General features: G+C 26.3%; 6 protein-coding genes and 1 tRNA gene. All 7 read right to left on the reverse strand.

The window, feature by feature from the left end; genetic code table 4:
• Positions 1 to 19 precede the first annotated feature (19 nt).
• Positions 20 to 538 (reverse strand): hypothetical protein, encoded by a 519-nt coding sequence (locus tag EHU54_RS03535; RefSeq protein WP_400248975.1) that lies wholly within the window; start codon positions 536 to 538, stop codon positions 20 to 22.
• Positions 539 to 715: 177 nt separating this feature from the next.
• Positions 716 to 3,034, reverse strand: a complete 2,319-nt coding sequence (gene lon / locus EHU54_RS03540; RefSeq protein WP_400248976.1) for an endopeptidase La — start codon at positions 3,032 to 3,034, stop codon at positions 716 to 718.
• Between the two features lie 317 nt (positions 3,035 to 3,351).
• The gene (gene tig / locus EHU54_RS03545; protein WP_400248977.1) at positions 3,352 to 4,647 is read right to left on the reverse strand and encodes a trigger factor; all 1,296 of its coding nucleotides are present in this window, start codon (positions 4,645 to 4,647) and stop codon (positions 3,352 to 3,354) included.
• Between the two features lie 118 nt (positions 4,648 to 4,765).
• Positions 4,766 to 5,524 carry a DUF3196 family protein gene (locus tag EHU54_RS03550; protein WP_400248978.1) on the reverse strand — a complete coding sequence of 253 codons (759 nt, stop codon included), beginning with the start codon at positions 5,522 to 5,524 and terminating at the stop codon, positions 4,766 to 4,768.
• A 115-nt stretch (positions 5,525 to 5,639) separates the two neighbouring features.
• A tRNA-Arg gene (locus tag EHU54_RS03555) sits at positions 5,640 to 5,716 on the reverse strand.
• 59 nt (positions 5,717 to 5,775) lie between these two features.
• Positions 5,776 to 6,480 (reverse strand): ECF transporter S component, encoded by a 705-nt coding sequence (locus EHU54_RS03560; RefSeq protein WP_400248979.1) that lies wholly within the window; start codon positions 6,478 to 6,480, stop codon positions 5,776 to 5,778.
• A gap of 128 nt (positions 6,481 to 6,608) precedes the next feature.
• On the reverse strand, positions 6,609 to 7,221 hold a 613-nt coding region (locus EHU54_RS03565; protein ID WP_400248980.1), incomplete at its 5' end, for a hypothetical protein.

Raw genomic sequence — 7,221 nt, forward strand, 5'->3', positions numbered from 1 at the left:
GTTATGCAAGAAGTCTATTTTATCTTTCAACAGTATTTTCTTCTACTGCATCATTTTCATTTTCTGTGATATTTTTATACACATCGCTAACTTTTGTTGAATCTAACTTTGGAACTGTAATAATTGTTTCTTTTCTTAATTCTGGAATTGGTTTTGCTGGTGGTAAATAATCATAGATTGGTTCATTTTTAGAAGATGGAATATTATCATAAATTGGCTCAGGAATTGCCTCATAAATTGACTCATCATTTAATTTAATCGGAATTTCATAACCATCTTCATCTTTAGTACTATCATTATTTAAAAAAGTTCAAGATATATTAGTTAAAAAACCTGGTTCAAAATTTAAATTTTGCTCTGAATCAGTAATTTTTCGATAACTTTCCATTGTTTCTATTAAATTATGTGTGTTTTTTGTTGCAATTTGTACTGATTGCTTTTTACTAAAACCTAATGCTCTTGCAAGTTTTTTAATGTGTTTTCTTGTATTTTTTAGAATTTTTTTTACTAATTTTTCAACTTTTACCATAGCACGCATAGTTTTTACCCTTTATCATTATTATATTTATTAAGGACTAACAAATATAAGCCATGTACTTTAAAAAACTATTTTTTAAATCATATATAACAAGATACTACTATACTTAAATTATTTTGTCAATTTAGAGTTAAAACAAAGAAAATAAAAATGTATCAATTTGATACATTTTAAAAATTAGTTTGTGCCAAAAACATTTTTGAAAACTTCATCATATGTTCCAACTGGAATAATATTCAATGTTTCTTGCACTTCTTTTGGAATATCTTCAATATCTTTAATATTTTTATGTGGAATTAAAATTGTTTTTAAACCACTACGGTTCGCAGAAATTGATTTTTCTCTTAAGCCACCAATTGGTAAGACTTGTCCTCGTAAAGTAATTTCACCAGTCATTCCAATATCTTTCGATACTGGACGATTACTTAAAGCACTGATAATTGCTGTTGTTAAGGTAATTCCAGCTGATGGTCCATCTTTTGGTACTGCTCCTTCTGGAACATGAATATGAATATCATGTGTTTCAAAGAATTTTGGATCAATGTTAAATTTGCCAGAATTTGCTTTTACATAGTCTAACGCAATTGATGCTGATTCTTTCATTATGTCACCTAATTTTCCAGTTAACACTAATGAACCTTTTCCTAAGAAACTATTAACTTCAATTGGTAAAATATCACCACCAAATTGAGTATATGCTAATCCTGTTACAACTCCAACTTGTGATTCTTTTTCTTTTTCGATATGTTCAAAACGACGTTTACCTAATAAATCATTAACAGTATCTGGTTTAACTGTTAAATTAACCATTTCTTTATTTAAGAACTTAACAATAAATTTCCGTGCAACAGCATTTAAATCTCGTTCTAACTGACGAACTCCTGCTTCACGCGTATAATATTTAATTATTTCATTAATTGCATCATCAGTAATTATTAATTGTCCATCTGCTAAACCATTATTACTTAATACTTTTGGAACTAAATAATCTTTTGCAATATGGAATTTTTCCAATTCAGTATATGATGATAATTGAATAATTTCCATTCGGTCAATTAAAGCTTCTGGAATATTATCATAATAATTGGCTGTTGCAATAAACATAACATCACTTAAATCATATGTTTCTTCTAAGTAGTGGTCAGAAAAGGTTGAATTTTGTTCTGGATCTAATACTTCTAACATTGCACTAGCGGGGTCACCACGATAATCTGATGCCATTTTGTCAATTTCATCTAATAAAAATAATGGATTTATTGAACCAGCACGTTTCATTGACTGAATAATGCGGCCTGGCATCGCTCCAATATATGTTTTACGATGCCCGCGAATTTCTGATTCATCTTTTACGCCTCCCAAGGCCATTTTAACAAATTTTCGTCCTGTTGCTTCAGCAATTGATTTTGCTAAACTTGTTTTCCCAACCCCTGGTGGCCCTACTAAACAAATAATTTGTCCTTTTAAAGATTTAGTCATTGTTTTAACGGCTAAGTATTCAATAATTCTTTCCTTAACTTTATCTAAACCAAAATGATATTTATCTAACACTTCTTTTGCAAATTTTAAATCATTTTTTTCTTCTGTTTTTTCCCATCATGGAATTTGCATCATTCAATCAATATAAGTTCGAATAATATTTGATTCACTTGATGCTTGTGGTAATGCTTCGTAACGAGTGATTTCTTGTTCAATTCGTTCTTTAATATTTTTTGGAAATGGTTCTTTTGCTAATCGTTCTTTATATAATTTCATTTCGTCAGCAGCGCCATCAAATTCATCTAGTTCATCTTTAATTGCTTTTAATTTTTCTCGTAAGTAATATTCACGTTGTTGTTCATCAACTCGTTCTTTAATTTTTTTGCTAATTTTATTATCAATATCATTGGCTTGTTGTTTATTAACTAAATGATCAAAAATAATTTGAAGTCTTTTTTCAACATCTAATTCTTCAATAATTTCTTGTTTTTTTGCCACTGGAATAAATGGTAAAAATTGGGCAATTGTATCAACAACTTCATTCCCATCAACTGAATCACCAATTTGATCTAATAAATCTTCTGGCAAAATATCTTGTAATTCCATTAATTCTTTAATATTCGCTGTTAATTTTTCAACAATTTTATCTTCTGATTTAACAAATGATTTTAAAATATCAATATCAGCAGCATAAAATTCTCCTTCGCGTAAATCTAAAATTTTTACTCGATCAACTGCTTTAAAATTAACTGTTAGACTACCATCTTCCCATACTTTACGAATTTTTAACTCTGCTAAAATCCCAATTCGATAAATTTCAGATAATTTTGGATTATCTTCTAATGGTTTTTTTTGACTAACTAACACAATATGATTATCAAAATCCTTGCTAGCTGTATTCACCGCTAAAATTGATTTATCTCGTCCTACCTCTAATACTTGTTCAAAGCCTGGAAAAATATAACTACCCCGTGTTACAAGAACGGGTACATTTTTTAATTGTGTTATTTTTGAATCCATCTTCAAAACACCTCCTGTTTCTTTTCTTCACTTATATTGACAATATCTTATCTTATTTTAAAAAATATCGCAATATAAATTTAAGTTACACAAAAATTATAACAAAAAAATTAGCACTTGCAATAGGTAAGTGCTAATTTTTAAAAAATCATCTCACCTACTGTTTATTATATCTTTACCCCAAAATTAAGGAATACCAGTTTAATACTTAATAATATTCTTATTATATCATAAAAAGAAAGAAAATTCAGCACTTTTCATGCTAATCCAGATTATCCTCCTATATAAAAAAACTAACATTATTGTTAGTTTTTATTCTATTCACCATTATTTTGATATAAAAAGGCAAATACCTTATCATGCATAACTTGTTCTTTTACTTGTTGGTCGGATACTAATTTTGTTTCTTTCAATGCTTTACCATCAATTCCAAATTGTTTTCCTAACTTTTCATATTGTTCATCAATTTCTGTCTCAGTTGCAATAATATTTTCATTTTGAACAACCGCATCAACAATAACACCATTTTCTAAACGATTCTTAGCGTCTTTAAATAACTCATTAAAAATATCTTCTTCTGACATTCCTGTTCGTTTTTTATACGTTTTTATATCCATTTGTTGACCTTGTAACTTTTGTTCAAACTCATGTTTTAATTGATTTGCTTCTTTACGAATAATTGATTCTGGTAAAGCAATCTTTGAATCTTCTGCAATTAAGCGGAATAAATGGCCAATAAAATGATCATATTCTTGTTTTAATAATTGCTCATAAATATTATTTTTAACATGCGCTTCCAATTTAGCTAACGTATCAATACCTTTCAAATTAACATCTTTTGCTAATTCATCATTTAATTCTGGTAATTCTTTTTTTTTAACTTCCTTAATATTTAACTTAAAAATAGCAGGAGTTGATTTTAATTCTTCAACATGATAATCAGCTGGGAAAGTAACATTAATTTCTTTTTTATCACCTGTTTTTAAACCAATCATAGATTCTTCAAAACCGGGAATAAATTGACCACTCCCAATTTCTAAAGTAAAATCTGTTGCTTTACCACCTTTAAATGGTATTCCATCAACAAAACCTTCAAAATCAAAAATTACTGTATCTCCAGTTGTAATTTCTGTTGTTTTTGGTTTAAAAATTGCAAAACGATTACGCAATTGATTAATATTATCATCAATATCTGCTTTTTTAACTTCAATTTTTGTCTTTTTTAATTCTTTATCAGTAAAACCAGTATACTTACTAATTTTAACTTCTGGTTTTAAATCAAATTCTAATTGTAAGATATACTCTGTTTTACTAATTTTTTGTACACTTGGAACTGGTGATGAAAATGGTTCAATATCTGATTTTTGATCAAACGCAAACTTATAAGCTTTATTAACAACTAAATGATGTGCCGCATCTAAAATTTTTGCTTCAGTTAGATGTTTTTTAATTAAATCAGTAGGTACTTTCCCTTTTCGAAAGCCATGAACCTCTAATTGCTCTGCTGCTTTTTTTTCAGCTTTTTTAATATAATCTGTCCATTCTGTACCATCAATGGTTACATATCATTTTCCAATTCCTTTATCTTGTATTTTTTCCGCTTTAAATTTCATATTTTACTCCTTAACTAATTATTGCACATAATTTATTATAACAAAAAGAATGACTTTAAATAACTTTTTTCCCCAATTTATTTTGCTTTTTTGGTCTAATTCTAAATAATAATTTATTTTATAATTCTTGTTGGGTTAAGTAAGGAAGATATTTTTTTACTATTTCAACTTGAACTGTAAATTGTTCTGCCAGATCTTGGATTACTATTTCTTCGCCATACATCCGATGACCTTGATATATAATTGCAATTGTTAATGCTTTTTCTTCATTATTTTCTAAAAAATAAGGATATAAGTTATAATAATATGTTTCTAGCAAATATAAACAAGTATGGTATAAACTAGGATTATCATTATAAACTCATTGATCTAATAATTTCATTATGATTTTAACTTGTTCATTTTCTTTATATGGTATTATTTGACTTGGATTCAAGTGAAAAATACCATTTGTTTTTTTCACTTCAAATATTTCTGTAATTTCTTGTTTTTTTAATAAGTATAATAAATAAATCTTTGTAAAATCAGTGACTTTTTTATTCAGAAAATATTGACGAATTACTGGTAAAATTTGTCGTAAATTTTGGTCTTTTAAATATTGAAAAGCTAATAATTGAGTTTCCTCATCAGATGGATTCGCTAAAATATCACTAATTTTTGCTAATGTTCAAACTGTTGTTTCACTTGGCTTTTGTTCTCGAATTTTTTCATTAACTTCTTGTAATAATGTTGTTAATACTTTCTCAACTTGTTGAGGAATATAAGGCATCAACAATTCATCATTAATTTTGATAAGTGCCCCATTGTAATTATGATTACTAATTAATTCTTTAATTTCATTAATTAATTCATCATAATAATTTAATGGTGTTTGCATTTAATAAATCCTCCTTAGATAAAATAATCTTTTATATTATTATAACAATTTTAAAAAAATAAAACCTTATTTAATCATTTAAATAAGGTTTTTAATTTAATTACAATTTAAAAAATGGCGCCCACAGAGAGATTCGAACTCCCGACCCTACGCTTAGAAGGCGCATGCTCTCTCCTACTGAGCTACGTGGGCATACCATACAAATAATAACATAAATTAAAGAATATTTTCAAGAAAATAAGTTTGTTTTTTTAAAAATAAATTTCATCAATAATATTATAATCATGTAATACTTCTGTTACTTTTTTTGTTGGTTTTATTATTATAAATTGCTTTTGAAGGTGAATTACTGCACGATAAATTAAAATAAAAACAATACTATTAATCGTAAATTTCAATAAATTAAAAGGAATAACTATCGGTACTAAAATACTTTTAAATCATTGTACTGTTTCGTGGGGAAGATGTAAGAAATGAGCATACATGTCATAAATAAATAATCAATTAAATAATGTCATTACAAATGAAGCAATAATTGTTGCTAAACTAACATTTATTGTTGTAATTAAATAATCAACTTTTTTTGAAAAATTATTTTTAAACAAGTGATTAAATCCTTTTCGTAAAAAATTATCGCCTAATCAAAAAACTAATAAAAAAATTAAATCTGCTAACATTAAAGCAAATACATCAATGGGGGTATCACCTAAATAAACCATTCGTAATCAACTAACACTAATAGTTAAAAAACTAGCATAAATAATACCAAACAAACGAAGAGATAATAACATTAAAAAATCAGTTAACTCAATTTTTAAAAATGGAGCAACGGGAAAAACTGTTAAATTCATTATTTTACTTAATCATGACAATAAAACATATAAAGCAATCACAATTGCCATTGCCACAATTCTTTTTGTATCTAAGTAAAATAAATTTTTTATTTTTGTTTGCATATTATCACCTTTTTTAATTATAAATTATTTTTAAAATATAGCAAAGTAAAAACTAATTATAAAAATTATTCAGTTAAATATAAAATGCTTTGTATATGATTCATACAAAGCATTTTACATCCAACAATTTATTTTGTTTCAGGTTTAACATTTCCTAAACCAATTGTTGCATTGTATTCATTTTTAGGAAAACTTATAGTAACTATAATGCGATTAAATCCTTCAGTTAAAATTGTAGTTTTATTAGTTTTTGCAATTGATATATTTTCACTAGTTAACTCTTTTACTAAGTTAACAAGTTTTTCTTTAATTTTAATATTTTTAATATCTTCTCTGTTTGTTATTGCCTCTATCGTATCTTTTTTGTTTTTATCAATAAAGTTTCATATATAAGGCAATGCTACTTCTAATTTTTGTTTTGCATTCAATTCTGAACCATCAGCTATTCCTTTGTTTAGAATTTGAACTAAAATTGCATATGCAGTATATTCTAATGTATCAGGGTCTTGTGACAATTGAACACTATCTAAAATAATATGTATTGTATCTTTTGCAGAACCAAGTTGTAAATCAATTAAGATCTCATTATTTCTTGTTCTTAAAACAGCATTTTCTTCAGTGATTTTTGCATCACTATTTTTCAAACTATTTATTAATGTAATAATCTCTTCTCTGACATTTTTATCACTAATATTAGACTTCTTGCATAACCTATTAAAATAATTGTAAATATTTTTAAAA

Source organism: Spiroplasma sp. ald (assembly GCF_044714355.1).
GTDB lineage: Bacteria > Bacillota_I > Bacilli_A > Mycoplasmatales > Mycoplasmataceae > Spiroplasma > Spiroplasma phoeniceum.